The sequence below is a fragment of the Myxococcus sp. CA039A genome (assembly GCF_013336645.1).
Classification (GTDB): Bacteria; Myxococcota; Myxococcia; order Myxococcales; family Myxococcaceae; genus Myxococcus; species Myxococcus llanfairpwllgwyngyllgogerychwyrndrobwllllantysiliogogogochensis.
This window is the reverse complement of record NZ_JABUMQ010000034.1, coordinates 1-14,052: the sequence shown is the minus strand read 5'-3', so window position 1 is coordinate 14,052 and position 14,052 is coordinate 1. Positions and strand designations below refer to the sequence as shown.

The following is a 14,052-nucleotide window of genomic DNA, read 5'->3' as shown; positions in this document are numbered from 1 at the left end:
CCCGGGCGGCGGTGCTCCGACTCAGCAGGGCAGCCAGGGGCCGACGCCGCGGTTGCACGAGTCGTAACAGATGGAGATGGCCGCGGCGCACTGCTCGCTCGTCGCCTGACACTGGACCTCGCACCAGAAGTTGGCCTGGTAGCACTCGTCCGCGCAGGACCTCTGGGCCTGGGTGGAGGCCTCGCTGTCGGTCGTCTCCGGGCTCACGGGCTCGACCTCGGGAGCGCCCACGCCACAGGCCAGAAGGGCCATCCCAGACAACGAGGCCAGGACGAACGAGCGGATGCGGCGAGCATTCATGGACAGCTCCTTGCTGTGAAAGGGGACCACGGGCTCAGCGTAGCCCGACGTCTCGGTGTGTCGCGGGAGTACCCAGACTGCTCTTGTCTCAACGGAGTTCTGGGACTCAGGCTGCAATTCCAGGACCGGAAGACGTCTCCTCGGCTGTGGCTCGAGCCCAGGTCGGGAGATGGGCTTCATCTGACAAGCATTGGCCCGGCGCCTCCGAGTGGGGCGACCGTGAATGACACAGGCTTTCGTACCCCGACAGTCCCCTCACCGAGGTGTCTCATGACGTCGTTGGTTCGCGCCCGTGTCTGGTTGTTGTCGTGTCTGCTGGGAGGGAGCGTCCTGTCCGCCTGTGACGACACTCCGAAGGGGACCCCCGATGCCGGAGTGGAACCCGGCGCCTGGGATGGGGGCGCCACGCCACTGGAGGAGCATGGCAACTGGTCGGACCGGGGGCCGTACGCGCCCTGTTCCTTGCGTGAGCAGGGGACTCCCCTGCGGTGCGACGGCCTGGGGCTCGGGAGCTTCGACCTGTCGGCTTGTGACTCGGACGCGCTGGCGCTCGTGCCTCAGGAGGGCATCTACCAGGCGGGACAGCGCTACGAGTCGAGACTGGCGGATGGCGGGACGCAGGTGATGTTCGGCGTCGGCATCGGTTTCAAGCTGGACGGCGCGGGCGGCGGCACGCTGGCTTCGCGGCCGTTCATCACCCGGACGACCGAGGGCGGCACCTTCTTCATCACCTCGGGCTCGCGAACGGGCACCGCGGTGTCGCGCCTGTATGCCGGTTGCCAGCGGCCCACGCCAGAGACCCTCACCGGGTGCTACGTGACGTGCAACCTCGCGGGGACGGTGAGCCAGAGCGGCACCTTCGAGGCCCATCGCATGACCTGGCCCGTGGGCGAGCCGGAGTCCTCGGGAGGCCTGACGCTCGTCTCGGAGTCGCGCGTGCTGCTCGGCCGGCCGGTGGACATCTACGTCACCAGGAACCACGCCTATGTCGTCTCCGTGTCCGACTCCCTCACCGAACAGCCCGGTGGGCTCACCGTCTTCGACGTGACTGACAAGGCGCACCCGGTCCTCAAGACGTCCATCAGCCTGCCCGGAGACAACTACTGGAACGGCGTCTGGTCGAAGGGAGATGCGCTGTACATCGCCAGCGATGTCGCGGGCGTCATCGTCTATGACATCTCCAAGCCCGCGGAGCCGGTCTTCGTGCGGGGCCTGTGGGCGGGTGACTATGGCGTCCACACCGTCCTGGTCGAGGGCGACCGGCTGTACGCCACGTCCAACGAGGGCCGGACGGAAATCTACGACCTCACCCAGCCTTTGGAGCCGGTGCTGTTGCAGAGCATCTCCCTGTCGGAGGAACTCTCCGCGGGCGGCCCCCACGACACCTTCGTGTACGAGGGGCGGCTCTACATCAGCAACGCGCAGGGGGGCTATTCCATCATGGACATCACCCGGCTCGACGACGTGAAACACCTGGGTCAGTACAGCTACCCGGATGTGTACTCCCACCACAGCGCGGTGGGCACGTTCGCGGGTCGCACCATCGCCTTCGAGGGAGGAGAGTTCGCAGGCTCCCATCTGCGTGTGCTCGATGTCACAGACCCCGCCCACATCATCAAGATTGGTGAGCACCGCCTGCGGCCCGTGTCCTCCATCCACAACATGATTCTGAAAGGCACGCGCCTGTATATCGCCTGGTATCAGGAGGGCTTGCGCGTGCTGGACGTGGCCAATCCCACCCAGCCTCGGCAGGTGGCCCACTACAACGTCTTCCGAGAGGAGGATGCGACGCGCACGGACAGCATCTTCCAGGGCGCCTTCGGCATCCGCCTTCCGGGAGATGGCTTCCTCTACGTCGTCGAGTCCGCGCGCGGACTGCTCATCTTCAACGAACTCTGAGCCGCGGTGCTCCACGACGTCCGGGCGAACGAATGAAGCGCGTCGCGCATGACGCGCTGAACCGGCGCGCGCATCGACTCGCGGGCGCGCCGAGGGACCTGGGAGGATGCGACGCCGGTCGCCGTGGGGTTGCGGCGGGGCATCGAGGCGATTGTGGCGCAGGTGGTGCGCTGCAATCTCGGCGCGACGTGTGTGCCCATCGACCTGCGGCATCCGCCGGAGCGCATCGGCTCCGTGCTGACGGACTTGGCGCGGAGGTGCTGCTCACCGGGACGCTGGCGGATGAGGCCCGGTGTGGCGAAGCGCCCGCGACGCGCGCGTGGCAGACAACGCGCTCTGCCCGCTGGTGCCCATGCTGTACGAGCAGGTCTACGCGGGCGAGACGACACGCTGGGATGCCGGTCCATGAACGCCCACAACACGTTCCACGCGCTCGAAGGGCGAGACGCCGGCTTCCGGAAGATGGATGCCGGGCTCCTGGGTCGCTACCTGGCGCACTGGCGACGTCTGGGCCTGCTCGCGGCGCCGGGCTAGCGGCAGATGCTCGACTTCATGGGGCACGGGAAGTCGAAGGTGCCCGCGACCTGGATGTTGCGGACGGTGGCGCCCGGCTTGTTCGCGGAGCTGTGCGTCGTCGCGCTGAACTTGAACGTGCCCGCGACGCCGGTGCCGTCGAACTTCGTGAGCACCAGCACGCCCGGCTTGGTCAGCATGTAGTTGATGCCCTTGAGGCTCAGCGCCACGGGAAGCTCACCGGGCTTCTCGTCGAAGGTCACGAGCGAGTACGTGCCGGGCTTGAAGGGGATGGTCGCCTTCGTGTTCTTGCCAGGCAGGATGCTGAGGCTCGCGGCCATCGCGCCGCTCCCGGGGCTCATGCAGTGCAGGGACAGGGGCCCCGCCATGGTGCCCCCGCGCGCCAGTTGCTTCTCCATGGCGGCCTGGGCCTTCTGGGAGGCCTTCGCCCTGCTGGAGGCCTTCGTGAGGAGCTGGCGCACTTCCTCGGGGGTCATCCAGTGGTCCGAGGCGGCGGCCTGGGTGCCGCCCTTGCCCGTGAAGGTGAGCGGAAGGCCCACGGTCACCCGGACCTCGCAAGTGCCCTCGCGCCTTGCGGCGAGCGCGGGCAGACTGAAGAGGAGCGCGATGGCGACGACGGCGGCGTGTCGCATGACGGCGAGCCCTGAGAAGGGGGCGACCGGGATGGCCCGGTGCCCAGTGGAGTCCAGGACTCTAGAACGTCAGGGCTCCGGTGAGGCGCTCTTCGGGGCGCTTCCATCCGGAGGCCGGTCGATTTCCTCGGCGGGGAAGTTGGCGGCGGCCTCCAGGTAGCGAGGAGGCTGGACCTTGCGGCGATCTCTCCGGTTGAGTCCCTCCGGCTCCACGAACGTCGGCTCCGCTCCGCTGCGTTGCTCCACGCGGGCCCCGTCGCAGAACTGCCATGTGGTGCCGCCGTCCAGGCCCTGGCGCGCGTAGAACACCGTCGCTTCACCCACCTTCGGGTCCGCCGTGCACCAGGTGCCGCGCGCGGTGCTCTCCCGCTGGGGCGACTCCTCCTTCCACTTCTCCTGGGTCGTCCGCACGGCCGCCGCCGCGAGGACCGCGTCGGACTCCGCCAGCCGTGTCCGCGCTTCCTTCAGCAGCTCCTGGCCCCGGCGCGAAATCTCCGGGAACGCGCCCCGGTCCTTGAAGCCGCACCGCGCCAGACCCCGAAGGTTGCTCTCGTGGATGTCCAGCACCCGGGGCAGCGAGCCCTGGGCCTCCTTCACCAGCTCCACCTGCTGCGCGTGCTCGGGCGCCTCCGGCGTGGCGAGCTTCTCCGTGCCGGTGACGAAGCGCGCCAGCAGGCCGTTGACCGCGGTCAGCTCATCCGACAACCAGCGCGGCTCGGCGTCACAGGGGTCGGACTTGGCGCCGCCATAGTCCCGGTAGTCCGCTCGGGACATTCCCAACGAGTAGTGCTGCACCGGGGGCGCGGGCCGTGACGCGCACGCCGACAGTGCCGTGCCCAGGGCCGCGAGCAGGACTCTCCGACGAAATGACTTCATGGCGCTCCACTCTGCCATGTGGTTTGCGTCCAAACAAACCAGGACGGAGACTGGAGCGCCGGCCGTACTGCGAGTGTACGGCAGTGATTGGTACGGGTAGCTGATGGGGCCGCCGCGCGAGCAATGGGCGCGCCGCGCCCGACGGGGGGCCGCTACTCGACGATGACCAGCTTCGCGTTGTTCTCCACGGTGGTGCCTTCCTTGGCGAACAGCTCGGTCACCTTGCCCGCCTTGGGGCTCTTGAGCTCGTTCTCCATCTTCATGGCCTCCACCACGACGAGGCCCTGGCCTTCCTTCACCTCGTCGCCCACCTTCACCAGCACCTTCACCACCTTGCCGGGCATGGGCGCGGTGACGAGCTGCTTGCCCTCCACGGAGAAGGCCGCCGTGCCCGCGCGCAGCCGCAGCCGACGCTCGTCCGCCACGTCGAAGCGGCTCACCTGCCCGCGCAGGAGCACGCCGACCTCGTCGCCGCTCTCCTCGAACTCGGCGCTGTAGGACTGGCCGTCCACCAGCATGCTCATGGTGCCGTGCTCGAGCGCCAGCGCGTCCACCTGATACGTGACGCCGTTGACGGTCAGCTTGTACCTGTCGCCCCCCAGGGCCTCCAGGTCCACCGGCACCGCTTCCTTCTGTCCCTGCTGCTTCGTGAAATAGCGCATGGAAGTCTCGTGAGCTCGGAGGTGGGGTTACCGGCGGCGGGAGCGCAGCGCCAGGCGCCACGGGCTGATGCGACCACTGCTCGCGTCGGCCGCGCCCGCCTTGCCTCCGGGCATCGTCCTGGCGCGCTTCGCGTCACGCTGGTGCGCGTATACCGCGCTGGCCAACAGGGCCATCTCGCTCAGCTTCGGGTCCTCCACGCCTTGCAGCGTCGTGTGCTCGCGGCCGAGGAAGCCCGTGTCGTAGTCGCCCTCGATGAACTCGGGGTGCGCGAGAATCGCCTTGAGGTAGCGGATGTTGGTGGTGATGCCCTTCACCACGTACTCGGACAGCGCGCGCTGGGCCCGGGCAATCGCCTCGCGCCGCGTGGGGGCCCACACGGACAGCTTGGAAATCATCGGGTCGTAGAAGTTGGGCACCGTGTAGCCGGGGAACACGCCCGAATCGTCACGGACGTTGGGGCCGCCCGGCACGCGCAGGTACGTAATCTTTCCCGGGCTGGGCATGAAGTTGCGCGACGGGTCCTCCGCGTACACGCGCACTTCAATCGAGTGGCCGCGAGGCGTGGGCGCCTCCAGGAGCGGCAGCTTCTCGCCCTCGGCGACCTTGATTTGCAGCGCGACGAGGTCCAGCCCCGTCACCCACTCCGTCACCGGGTGCTCCACCTGGAGGCGGGTGTTCATCTCCAGGAAGTAGAAGTTGCGGTGCACGTCGACCAGGAACTCCACCGTGCCCGCGCCCACGTAGTTGACGGCCTTGGCCGCCTTCACGGCGACCTCGCCCATCTGCGCGCGAAGCTCCGGCGTCAGGATGGGGCTGGGCGTCTCCTCGACGACCTTCTGGTGCCGACGCTGCGCCGAGCACTCGCGCTCGTTCAGGTGGATGACGTTGCCGTGCGTGTCGGCGAACACCTGGATTTCGACGTGGTGTGGCTTCTCGAGATACTTCTCGATGTAGACGGCGTCGTTGCCGAAGGAGTTGAGCGCCTCGCTCTTGGCGGAGCGCCACGCGGACTCGAAGTCGCCCATGCCTTCCACCCGGCGCATGCCCTTGCCACCGCCACCGCCGGCGGCCTTGAGCATGATGGGGAAGCCAATCTTCTGCGCGTACTCGCGAGCCTCGGCCTCGGTGGCGATGGGCTCGGTGGTGCCGGGGACGACGGGCACGCCGACCTTGATCATGTTGGCGCGGGCGCGGGTCTTCTCGCCCATGGCGTCCATGGCGGCGGCGGGCGGGCCGATGAAGGTGATGCCAGCGGCCTCGCAGGCGCGCACGAAGGAGGCGTTCTCGGAGAGGAAGCCATAGCCGGGGTGGATGGCGTCCGCGCCGGCGGCCTTGGCGGCGTCGAGGATGCGCTGCTGGACCAGGTAGCTCTCGCGGGAGGGCGGCGGCCCGACGAAGAAGGCCTGGTCCGCGGTGCGAACGTGCAGGGCGGAGCGGTCTGCTTCCGAGTACACCGCCACGGTGGCGATGCCGAGTTCCTTGCAGGTGCGCATCACCCGGATGGCGATCTCGCCGCGATTGGCGACGAGCACTTTGCGGATCTTGGGCATGGCCGCCCGTCTACCACGGGCCGACCCGGTTTGCCTGGGTTGGATGGCGTTCACGCCCCTGCAAGGGGCGTGGTCATCCGGTGCCCGTGACGGCCTACTTCCGGGCGCTGCGGTACTGCTCCATATAGGCGCGCGCCTGGGTCAGCTTGGCCTCGACGAACCGGTCATCCTCGTCCGGCTCCGGGGGCTTGACCGGAGGAGCGTTCGGCTCGCCGCCGAAGTCCACCGCCGCGGCCAGGAGGTTGCGCGCGGTGTTGCCACCCCCCAGCATCCGCGCCAACAAGCCCGTCTCCACGTCCAGCCAGCGAGCGGCCTGGCGCATGACGTCCAGCACCTCACCCTCCACGGCCTTGGCGGGCCGGCCCGGGCCGCTGACACACGTGCGGGCGTAGCTGTGCTCCCGGTCCACGAAGATGCCCAGCACGCGCTCCCGGAAGTCCTGGGACAGCGCCTGGGACATGGCGTCGAGCTGCTCCTCCAGGAAGGGCTGCTCGGACTTGCGGGCCTTGCGACCGGGGGCGGGGGGCAGGGCCACCTCGGCGGCGTGCCAGCCGCCATCGGCCAGTCCCTCCGGGGGTGACTCCACCCACTTCACCTCGGGCGTGGGCAGTTCCACGGCCTCGCAGACGCGTTTGAGCGTCTGGCGCACGGCGGTGAGGTTTCCTTCGACGTCGGCGAGAAAGAGAAGAAGTCGGCGGTGGGGCAAATGGGGGTTCCTTTCCTGGCCACCTGAAAGCCCGCGCGGCGCACGAGAATTTCCCGAGCGCCGCGAGCCTGCCTGCTCTCCAGCCGGGGGAGAGCAGGCGTCCAGGGGCCTGAAAGGAGCCTACAGCGGGATGTTCCCGTGCTTGCGCGGCGGGTTTTCCTGACGCTTGTCTTTCAACATCTCCAGCGCCCGGATGACCTTGGTGCGGGTCTCCTCGGGGCGGATGACCTCGTCGATGTAGCCCAGCTCCGCCGCCTTGAAGGGGTTGGCGAACTTCTCGCGGTAGTCATTCACCAGCTTCGTGCGCTCGGCGGCGGCGTCCTTCGCCTTGAGCAGCTCGTTGCGGAAGATGATGTTGACCGCGCCCTCGGGCCCCATGACGGCGATTTCCGCGGTGGGGTAGGCGTAGTTGATGTCCGCGCGGATGTGCTTGGACGCCATGACGTCGTACGCGCCGCCGTATGCCTTGCGGGTGATGATGGTGATTTTGGGGACGGTGGCCTCGGCGAAGGCGTACAGCAGCTTGGCGCCGTGGGTGATGATGCCGCCCCACTCCTGGTCGGTGCCGGGCAGGAAGCCGGGCACGTCCACGAACGTAATCAGCGGGATGTTGAAGCAGTCGCAGAAGCGCACGAAGCGCGCGGCCTTCACGCTGGCGTCGATGTCCAGCACGCCGGCGAGGAACGCGGGCTGGTTGGCGACGATGCCCACGCTCTTGCCGTTCATCCGCGCGAAGCCCACGACGATGTTGCGCGCGAAGTGCTCCTGCACCTCGAAGAAGTGCTTGTTGTCGACGACGGCCTTGATGATGTCCTTGATGTCGTAGGGCTTGTTGGGGTTGCTCGGGACAATCGTCTTGAGCGACTCCTCGGCCCGGAACGGGTCGTCGTCACACGGCTGGGCCGGCGGGTCCTCCTGGTTGTTGGAGGGCAGGAAGGAGAGCAGCTCGCGCGTCATGACGATGGCGGCCTGCTCCGTCTCCGCGGCGAAGTGCGCCACGCCGGACTTCTGGTTGTGCGTCAGCGCGCCGCCCAGCGACTCCTTCGACACCTCCTCGTGCGTCACCGTCTTGATGACGTCCGGGCCGGTGATGAACATGTACGAGGTGTCCTTCACCATCATGATGAAGTCGGTGATCGCCGGCGAGTACACCGCGCCGCCCGCGCACGGCCCCATGATGAGCGAAATCTGGGGCACCACGCCCGAGGCCAGGGTGTTGCGCAGGAAGATGTCCGCGTAGCCGGCGAGGCTCTCCACGCCTTCCTGGATGCGCGCGCCGCCGGAGTCGTTCAGACCGATGACGGGCGCGCCCACGCGGGTGGCCATGTCCATGATCTTGCAGATTTTCTGGGCATAGGCGCCGGACAGCGAGCCGCCGAAGACGGTGAAGTCCTGGGCGAAGACGAAGACCTGGCGGCCCTCGACGGTGCCGTAGCCGGTGACGACGCCGTCACCCGGAATCTTCTTGTCGCCCATGCCGAAGTCGGTGGAGCGATGGGTGACGAACTTGTCCAGCTCGCAGAAGGAGCCGGGGTCGAGGAGCAGGTCGATGCGCTCGCGGGCCGTGAGCTTGCCGGCCTCGTGCTGCTTGGCGATGCGGTCGGCACCGCCACCCAGCTCGGCCTGCTGCTCCATCTGCTGGAGGCGTGCGCGGAGGGGGTCCTTCTCGGAGGTCTCGTCCATGGGCCGCCCTCTAGCACGATTGAGCGGCTCGCGCGCTGTCCGGCTTCGCGTCAAGCCGCTCTGCGAGAGGGGTCCCTCTTCACCGGGGGCGCCAGGGCGGGGAGCAGGGCGTCCACTGTTGGCAGGTCCAGGCCGAAGCGTTGGCGAACGTCAACAAGGGGGACCTCCCACAGCTCGCGCCAGGGGGTGCCGAACACGGGCCGCGCCAGTCGCCCCAGCACCCAGCCCCGGGTGAGGGCCTGCATGCGCGCGTCGCGCTCGGAGAAGGCGTAGAGCAGGGTGTTGGCGAGGCCCCCGGTGAGGATGCCCAACGCGAAGGGGCTGCCCAGTTGCGCCAGGCTGAAGGCCTGGACGCCCAGCTCTCCGGCCACGTCGGTGCGAAAGCCGGTGAGCACGTGCCAGATGTCGTGCGACTCCAGCAGGTGGGCCCGGACGTAGTCCTCGTCGGTGTGGGCCTCGCGGCGGGGCAGGGCGTTGGGGTCCAGGCCGTTCTGGGCGAGGTGGTCGGCGAACGCGCGGCCAAGGGTTCCTTCGGGCAGCGTGCGCAGCGTGGCGAGTGGAAGCATTCCGACGCGGGGGCGCTCGACGAAGGCGCGCGCGGCGGTGGGAGATTGCATCAGCCGCTCCACGAGGCGGCGCATGGCCATGGGCGGTGCGAGGACCCGGGCCAGGTCGATGATGTCCTGGAGACGATTCGGGTCCTGGAGCACTCGCACCATTCTCCAGGCTTCGCGTGCGAGCGTGAGGGGGTTGCGCATGGGTCCTCCGGGGGAAGGTGGACTCGGCCAGGGACCGAGCGGAGGAACGGTAGCCGGCGTTTCGCGCGGCGGGAGCGTGCGTGGTGGTGGGGTGCTCGTCGGTGGACATCCGGGGACCTGGAGGCCCGGGAGCGGACACTCAGGAGGCAGACGGGCGAACGAGTCATTCCCGGCACCGTGCGCGCATCGGGTGCGGGACGGACCTTGAAGGAGGCGAGCAGGGGGCGCAGGCCGTGGGAGTGCCCTCGCGGTGCTGGCGCCCTTCGCGAGGAGGCGATGATGCGCGAGTCACGGGGTGCATTGAAGGTGGGCTCGCTGCGAGGCATCCCCATCCGGGTCCACTACTCGCTGCTGCTCGTTCTGCCGTTGCTGGCGTATCTGTTCGGCGGAGCGTTCCGGCGGGCGGCGGAGGTGGCCGAGGTCCCTCCTGAGCAACTGATGGGCTCGCCCATGTTGTGGGGGTTGGGCGTGGCGGTGGGGTTGTTCGCGTCGGTCTTCGTGCACGAGCTGGCGCATACGTTCTATGCGCTGGCGCGGGGCGGGCAGGTCCGCTCGATTACGCTGATGATGGTGGGCGGGGTGTCGGAGTTGTCGGAGGCGCCGCCCCGGCCTCGGGACGAAGCCTTGATGGCGCTGGTGGGGCCGCTGACGAGCCTGGCGCTGGCGGGATTGTTCGGTCTTGCGACATGGGGCGTGGAGGGGACGACCTCGTTCAACCTCCAGTTCGCGTGTTTCTATCTGGCGAGCCTCAACCTGTTCCTGGGGTTGTTCAATTTGCTGCCGGCGTTCCCGATGGATGGCGGGCGGATTCTGCGGGCGGTGTTGTCGGGGCGGATGGGGCCGGTGCGGGCGACGCGGGTGGCGTCGCTGGTGGGGCGTGGGTTCGCGGTGCTCTTCGCGTTGTGGGGCGTGGTGTCGTTCAACCCGTTCCTGTTCGTCATCGCCTTCTTCATCTTCATGGGGGCGGAGGGCGAGTCGCGGCAGGTGCGGATGAAGGCCTTGCTGGAGCGGGTGTCGGTGTCGGAGTTGATGACGCCGCGCGGGGCGGGGGTGGAGGCAGGGGCGTTGCTGGAGCAGGCGCTGTGGGATTTGCGACGCGAACGGCAGACGGCGCTGCCGGTGACGGAGGACGGGCGGCCGGTGGGGCTGGTGGACGTGGAGGCGGTGCGCGCGGTGTCGGAGGCGGACCGAATCCGTCGCCTGACGCGCGAGGTGATGCGGCCCGTGCAGGTGGTGCGCCTGGACGAGGATGGATGGCAGGCGGTGCGACGGCTGGCGGAGAACTCGGCGCAGCTTCTCACGGTGGTGGATGCCGATGGGCGGCTGGTGGGGACGCTCGACGTCGATGACGTGCAGCGGGGGATGATGCTGCTGCAGACGCGCGAGGAGCGTGCCGAGCGCGATGCGCGGCGCTGGCGGCAGGAGCGGCCGGCGTGACGGAAGGTCGAGCCTCCGAGGTGTTTGTGATTCGGAGGCTCGACGTGCCTTTGGGGTTCAGCGGGGTTCAGTCGATGTTGAAGTAAACGTCGTCGATTTCGCCGTGGTACTGGTCGTTGTTGTTGCCGACGCTCTTGGCGCCCACGTTGACGGGCTGGCCCACGGGGTTGATGTCGTAGGTGGATGGGAGCAGCGCGCTGCCTCGCGCGACGTTGTCGACGAGGATGGTGAGCGTGGTGCTGGTGCGCTGGCAGGCGACCTTGTGCCAGGTGCCGTCGGCGACGCCGACCGAGGACTTGACGATGATGACGTCCGCGCCGCCCGTGGTGCGCACGACGCAACTGGGTTTGCCGAGCACGGCGTCATCGAGCTGGAGCTTCCACTGGGCCGTGTTCGCGAGTCCCTTCTGTACGAGGTTGGAGCCGTGGACGGAGGAGAGGTCCGCGAGGGTGAGGCGCACCCGGGCGCCGAAGGTGAAGAGGGCGGTGCCGGGATTGAGGCTGGCCGAGTCGGGGGTGGTGACGTTCGCGAGCGGGCAGCCCGTGCCGTCACACACTGCGGGGAACTTGATGCCCAGGCCGTCAAAGCCCGTCACGGGGACGACGGTGGCGCCGTTCGCCGTCTGCACGGTGCCGGTGCGTCCCTTGCCACTGTCGTCCACCACGGTGGCGACGGGGTTGGTCACCGCGTCGAACTTGTAGCGCAGCTTCTGGCTCACCGCGCCGGCCGCCACGGGGGCCAGCACCAACATCGCGAGCGCGGTCTGCTTCGCCATCCGTCGGGGCTGTGTCGTCAGGGTCATGAGGTGTTCTCGTTGTCCTGTTGGAGTGTGGGTACGACGAGGCGAGGATAGCCTCTCGTTCCGGCACACTCGACGCGGGCGCGGTGCAGCGAATGAGGTGCCGCTGTCACCGACGTCAGCATCATCGTCACCATTGGCACTGCCCCGGATTCACGCCGTCCACGCGCATCGCCGTTCTTGTGAGGGTGCCGTACGATGGGCGGGAAAGGCCGCCGCTGAATGAAGGGCGGCGCCCGACGTCCAGAGCCCTGAGGAGCGCTCATGTCCGATGACAGCTGGAGGGGTGGCACGCGCTGGTGGGACCCGAGGGTCATCCTGGGCTGCGTCCTGCTGAGCACGGGGGCCTGGGGGCAGTCCGCCGAAGCGGGGAGGACGGAGGCCGGAGGGCTGGGCCCATCCGGCGCTCCCGATGCCGGGCAGACCGTTTCGGGCGGCCTGGGCCCATCCGAGCCCGCCGACGCGGGGCAGGCCGCTTCGGCCGCACCAGGCCCCGCGGAGACTCCCGACGCCGGGCCGTCGGATGCAAGGCGGGTGGAGGTGAAGCTGCATGGCGTGTCCGTCACCGTGACGGCGTCATCGGTGCTGGTGGAAGGGAGGGAGCCCGGTCGCTATGGGCCGGCCAACCTGCTGGACGAGGACCCCGGCACCGTCTGGGCGGAAGGGGCGAAGGGCAGCGGAGCCGGGGAGTGGGTGGAGCTGAGCTTCCCACCGGACACGCCGGTGCATTCCTTCCTGGTGACGCCGGGCAACCCGAAGTCCGCGAAGCTCTACAAGGCCAACGCGCGTCCGAGGAAGGCGCGGCTGGAGTTGAAGCTCGCCGAGGGGCGCAAGCTGGACTACGTGCTGGACTTCCCCCGCGACTTCCCGGCGGGCGGGGCCATCTACGTCCATTACCGGCGCCAGTTCGCCGTGAAGTCCGCGCGGCTGACGGTGCTGACGGTATGGCCTGGGAGCAGGTACCGCGACCTGTGCCTGGGTGGCTTCGTCCCGGTGTTCCGAGGGCCCGAAGAGCGCTTCTTGCCGACGTTCCTGGGGACGCACCGCGAGCTGGCGCCCACCTTGGCGGAGTTCATGGCCAAGCCGAACCTGGTGTTCAAGCTTCTACCGCCTGAAAAAAGCGGGGTACCGGCTCGGCTGCGCGCCTACTCGCGGGTGCCCCACAACGGGCCGCTGCCCCCGCCCGAGGAGGAGTTCAACATGCATCACATCACGAGCGGGTGGAGTCGCTTTAGCCAAGACCTTGCCGGGAATACGGCCGGCGCGAGCGTGCAGCGCGAGCTGTTCCGTCTCGTCCCGGCACCCGGCGCAAAGGGCTATGTGTTCGACCCCATCGCTCCTCCGAAGAGACCGGACTCGTTCTCCAACTTCCGGGTCCACTGGGCACGTGTCGAGGACGGGTGGTACGTCGTGGGGGTGGATGTGCTGTACCGGGAGCAGACCGCCGACGATTGAATCTCTCGCGAGGCTCCAGGCTCAGGGCTACTTGGGTGCGCCGGCCGAGGGGGGAGGGGGCTTGTCCTTCTTCCCTGCTGACTTGGAGGGAGCCTGCTTCTTGGGCTTGGGGGATGGAGGTGGCGGGAGGGGCGCATCCTCGGGGAAAAGCGCATTCCAGTCCCGGCCACCCAGCTTCGACACGAAGGCTTCCATGTTGGCCCGGGTTGTCTCGGCCAGCATGTAGTCGAACCTGAAGCCGCACGCGCCGAAGTCACAGGGCTCAAGGCCATCCTTCAGGTACCTCGCGTGCCTTCCATTGATCTGCAGGGTGTGTGGGGCCTTCGCCCAGGCGTCCTTTGTCTCCGTGAGCTTCGTCCGCAGGTTCTCCAGGCCTGTTTCGATGGCCATTTTGAAGGTCTTTTCCAGTGTCTTCTCGAAAGCCCTGGCTTCCTTCGGCACTGGGGGCGGGCCCTCGACGGCTTTCTGGACATCCTCCTCGGGGAGCAGCGCGGCGAGCACCTTTTTTCGCGTGTAACTCTTCAAGAGCGCGAAGTTCTCGGGGGTCTCGTACTTCTTGTTCAGGAAGACCTTCAAGAAGGTCGCTCGCACCTCCTTGTCGAAGTCCTTGTAGGAACGGCTCTCATCCAGGAGCTTCTCGACCGCCACCACGAAAAGTGGGTCGGGTGCGGGCTGTGGAACGACGGCCTTCGGGTCGGGCGCTGCGGGTGATGCGGCGGCCCCGGGCTCCGGTGGTGGTGTCTCGGTGAGGGGAGGGGGA

The 14,052-nt window shown here is 68.3% G+C and carries 14 protein-coding genes; 4 read left to right on the top strand and 10 right to left on the bottom strand.

What is annotated here, in order from left to right; translation table 11 throughout:
- Positions 1 to 21 precede the first annotated feature (21 nt).
- Positions 22 to 300, bottom strand: coding sequence for a hypothetical protein (locus HR086_RS08175; protein WP_174465308.1), 279 nt, complete (start codon positions 298 to 300; stop codon positions 22 to 24).
- A 270-nt stretch (positions 301 to 570) separates the two neighbouring features.
- On the opposite strand from HR086_RS08175, the gene HR086_RS08170 reads away from it, so the two are divergent.
- Together HR086_RS08170 and HR086_RS49160 are read left to right on the top strand one after the other, a co-directional pair.
- The gene (locus HR086_RS08170) at positions 571 to 2,199 is read left to right on the top strand and encodes an LVIVD repeat-containing protein (protein WP_174465307.1); all 1,629 of its coding nucleotides are present in this window, start codon (positions 571 to 573) and stop codon (positions 2,197 to 2,199) included.
- Positions 2,200 to 2,604: 405 nt separating this feature from the next.
- The gene (locus HR086_RS49160; protein ID WP_256433613.1) at positions 2,605 to 2,733 is read left to right on the top strand and encodes a hypothetical protein; all 129 of its coding nucleotides are present in this window, start codon (positions 2,605 to 2,607) and stop codon (positions 2,731 to 2,733) included.
- Here HR086_RS49160 and HR086_RS08165 read toward each other — a convergent pair.
- From HR086_RS08165 to HR086_RS08135, 7 genes are all read right to left on the bottom strand, one after another.
- Positions 2,730 to 3,365: a hypothetical protein gene (locus HR086_RS08165; RefSeq protein ID WP_174459714.1), complete on the bottom strand. Its 636-nt coding sequence runs from the start codon at positions 3,363 to 3,365 to the stop codon at positions 2,730 to 2,732. The genes HR086_RS49160 and HR086_RS08165 overlap by 4 nt on opposite strands.
- Positions 3,366 to 3,434: 69 nt before the next feature.
- The gene (locus HR086_RS08160; RefSeq protein ID WP_174454598.1) at positions 3,435 to 4,241 is read right to left on the bottom strand and encodes a hypothetical protein; all 807 of its coding nucleotides are present in this window, start codon (positions 4,239 to 4,241) and stop codon (positions 3,435 to 3,437) included.
- A gap of 152 nt (positions 4,242 to 4,393) precedes the next feature.
- Positions 4,394 to 4,903 (bottom strand): biotin/lipoyl-containing protein, encoded by a 510-nt coding sequence (locus HR086_RS08155; protein WP_141643121.1) that lies wholly within the window; start codon positions 4,901 to 4,903, stop codon positions 4,394 to 4,396.
- 27 nt (positions 4,904 to 4,930) lie between these two features.
- Positions 4,931 to 6,454, bottom strand: coding sequence for an acetyl-CoA carboxylase biotin carboxylase subunit (gene accC, locus HR086_RS08150; RefSeq protein WP_174454599.1), 1,524 nt, complete (start codon positions 6,452 to 6,454; stop codon positions 4,931 to 4,933).
- 94 nt (positions 6,455 to 6,548) lie between these two features.
- Positions 6,549 to 7,160: a hypothetical protein gene (locus tag HR086_RS08145; RefSeq protein ID WP_174465306.1), complete on the bottom strand. Its 612-nt coding sequence runs from the start codon at positions 7,158 to 7,160 to the stop codon at positions 6,549 to 6,551.
- Between the two features lie 120 nt (positions 7,161 to 7,280).
- The gene (locus HR086_RS08140) at positions 7,281 to 8,843 is read right to left on the bottom strand and encodes an acyl-CoA carboxylase subunit beta (protein ID WP_141643118.1); all 1,563 of its coding nucleotides are present in this window, start codon (positions 8,841 to 8,843) and stop codon (positions 7,281 to 7,283) included.
- Between the two features lie 50 nt (positions 8,844 to 8,893).
- Complete coding sequence (locus HR086_RS08135) at positions 8,894 to 9,601, bottom strand: Coq4 family protein (RefSeq protein WP_174465305.1); 708 nt, start codon at positions 9,599 to 9,601, stop codon at positions 8,894 to 8,896.
- 276 nt (positions 9,602 to 9,877) lie between these two features.
- Here HR086_RS08135 and HR086_RS49400 point away from each other — a divergent pair, with 276 nt between their 5' ends.
- On the top strand, positions 9,878 to 11,038 hold the full coding sequence (locus HR086_RS49400) for a site-2 protease family protein (RefSeq protein ID WP_305794055.1): 1,161 nt from the start codon (positions 9,878 to 9,880) through the stop codon (positions 11,036 to 11,038).
- Positions 11,039 to 11,105: 67 nt separating this feature from the next.
- On the opposite strand, the gene HR086_RS08125 is transcribed toward HR086_RS49400, so the two are convergent.
- Positions 11,106 to 11,840 carry a laminin G domain-containing protein gene (locus HR086_RS08125; RefSeq protein WP_174465304.1) on the bottom strand — a complete coding sequence of 245 codons (735 nt, stop codon included), beginning with the start codon at positions 11,838 to 11,840 and terminating at the stop codon, positions 11,106 to 11,108.
- A 261-nt stretch (positions 11,841 to 12,101) separates the two neighbouring features.
- On the opposite strand from HR086_RS08125, the gene HR086_RS08120 reads away from it, so the two are divergent.
- Positions 12,102 to 13,292, top strand: a complete 1,191-nt coding sequence (locus tag HR086_RS08120) for a hypothetical protein (protein ID WP_174465303.1) — start codon at positions 12,102 to 12,104, stop codon at positions 13,290 to 13,292.
- Between the two features lie 27 nt (positions 13,293 to 13,319).
- Here the strand turns inward: HR086_RS08120 and HR086_RS08115 are convergent.
- On the bottom strand, positions 13,320 to 14,052 hold a 733-nt coding region (locus HR086_RS08115; RefSeq protein ID WP_217441721.1), incomplete at its 5' end, for a hypothetical protein.

Bases quoted from the DNA above. Each gene is read 5' to 3' on its own strand.
- HR086_RS08175 (WP_174465308.1), bottom strand. From the start codon at position 300: ATGAATGCTCGCCGCATCCGCTCGTTCGTCCTGGCCTCGTTGTCTGGG.
- HR086_RS08155 (WP_141643121.1), bottom strand. From the start codon at position 4,903: ATGCGCTATTTCACGAAGCAGCAGGGACAGAAGGAAGCGGTGCCGGTG.
- HR086_RS08125 (WP_174465304.1), bottom strand. From the start codon at position 11,840: ATGACCCTGACGACACAGCCCCGACGGATGGCGAAGCAGACCGCGCTC.
- HR086_RS08135 (WP_174465305.1), bottom strand. From the start codon at position 9,601: ATGCGCAACCCCCTCACGCTCGCACGCGAAGCCTGGAGAATGGTGCGA.
- accC (WP_174454599.1), bottom strand. From the start codon at position 6,454: ATGCCCAAGATCCGCAAAGTGCTCGTCGCCAATCGCGGCGAGATCGCC.
- HR086_RS08165 (WP_174459714.1), bottom strand. From the start codon at position 3,365: ATGCGACACGCCGCCGTCGTCGCCATCGCGCTCCTCTTCAGTCTGCCC.
- HR086_RS49400 (WP_305794055.1), top strand. From the start codon at position 9,878: ATGATGCGCGAGTCACGGGGTGCATTGAAGGTGGGCTCGCTGCGAGGC.
- HR086_RS08140 (WP_141643118.1), bottom strand. From the start codon at position 8,843: ATGGACGAGACCTCCGAGAAGGACCCCCTCCGCGCACGCCTCCAGCAG.
- HR086_RS08120 (WP_174465303.1), top strand. From the start codon at position 12,102: ATGTCCGATGACAGCTGGAGGGGTGGCACGCGCTGGTGGGACCCGAGG.
- HR086_RS49160 (WP_256433613.1), top strand. From the start codon at position 2,605: ATGAACGCCCACAACACGTTCCACGCGCTCGAAGGGCGAGACGCCGGC.
- HR086_RS08170 (WP_174465307.1), top strand. From the start codon at position 571: ATGACGTCGTTGGTTCGCGCCCGTGTCTGGTTGTTGTCGTGTCTGCTG.
- HR086_RS08160 (WP_174454598.1), bottom strand. From the start codon at position 4,241: ATGAAGTCATTTCGTCGGAGAGTCCTGCTCGCGGCCCTGGGCACGGCA.